This window comes from Neobacillus cucumis, assembly GCF_023715505.1.
This window is the reverse complement of the sequence record NZ_JAMBOH010000083.1, coordinates 1-1,254: the sequence shown is the minus strand read 5'-3', so window position 1 is coordinate 1,254 and position 1,254 is coordinate 1. Positions and strand designations below refer to the sequence as shown.

At 41.1% G+C, this 1,254-nt stretch carries 1 protein-coding gene; it reads right to left on the bottom strand.

The features are described 5' to 3' along the window. The coding region (locus M3226_RS31370; RefSeq protein ID WP_251573407.1) for an IS110 family transposase at positions 1-1,035 on the bottom strand (1,035 nt) is incomplete at its 3' end. Positions 1,036-1,254: the final 219 nt, after the last annotated feature.

The following is a 1,254-nucleotide window of genomic DNA, read 5'->3' as shown; positions in this document are numbered from 1 at the left end:
TCGTTTTTTGCCTTTTCGTGATGCTGTTCGTCGATACAGTGCTCCGAGATAGTTCTTCGAACCTTTTACTGAATGAGCTGCTTCAGTTAATGCTGATCTCAAATACTTATTTCCTTTTTTGGTTTTAGCTGATTTTCTTTTTCCGGCACTCTCGTTTTGTCCAGGAACCAAACCTGCCCAGGAACACATATGGGCTGCACTTGGGAATTGTTTCTTAATATCAGTTCCGATTTCAGCTAAAATTTGCTCAGCCATCCTGGTAGCTATACCAGGAATAGAATCTAATCGTTCCACATCTTCTTGGTTGGTACGTACTCTTTTCGCTACTTCTTGATCGAGCATCTCAATCTCTTCAGTCAAAAAGTCAATATGTCTTAAAATTGTTTTTAACATAAGACGTTGATGGGAGTGAATATAACCTTTAAGTGCGAGTTCCAGCTCATCTTTCTTCTTTTTCATCGAGCGACGTGCAAAGTTTGCTAGTTTTTCAGGATCCTCTTCGCCTTCGGCAATAGCGTTAAGCATATCTCGGGCTGAAACACCTAAAACGTCTGAAACAACTGAACCCAATTTAATGTTCGCTCCTTCTAAAACCTTTTGGATTCGATTGATTTGCCTTGCACGTTCCTCAATGATACTCCGACGATATCGAACGAGTTCGCGTAGTTCCCGTTGATTACGATCAGGAATGTAACTAGCTTTCAACAGTCCATGACGAAGAAGTTTGGCAATCCATTCTGCATCCTTAACATCTGTTTTACGTCCGGGGACAGCCTTCATGTGTTGTGCATTTACAACTAAAAACTCAATATCTTCAGCTTCTAGTAAATTAACAATTGGCTTCCAATATACACTCGTACTCTCCATAGCAACATGGGTACATTGATGTTGTTTGATCCAATCGAGCAGTTTTAATAGAAAAACTGTTTTGGTAGAAAACGTTTGAACCTCCTTTCCTTGTGGAGTAATAATACATGCAGTAATGTTGTCTTTATGAACATCCATACCACAAGCTCTTTCAATGACTACTTCCATTGAAAACATCCTTTCTACGGCACTGAATATCATTGGAGGCTGGTGCAGCAACCAGAATAGGATTAATCTACCATGTGTGCTTCCCGTAAGGGAGCGACAGTCAGTGGTGCACCGTGGTCGTTGGAGTCAGACTAACGGATGGGCTCTAACGCACCATAGTTCATCGACCTTCCTCTCCAGCCGTAGAATCAGTATTGACGGTTTAAAACCATTTTCATT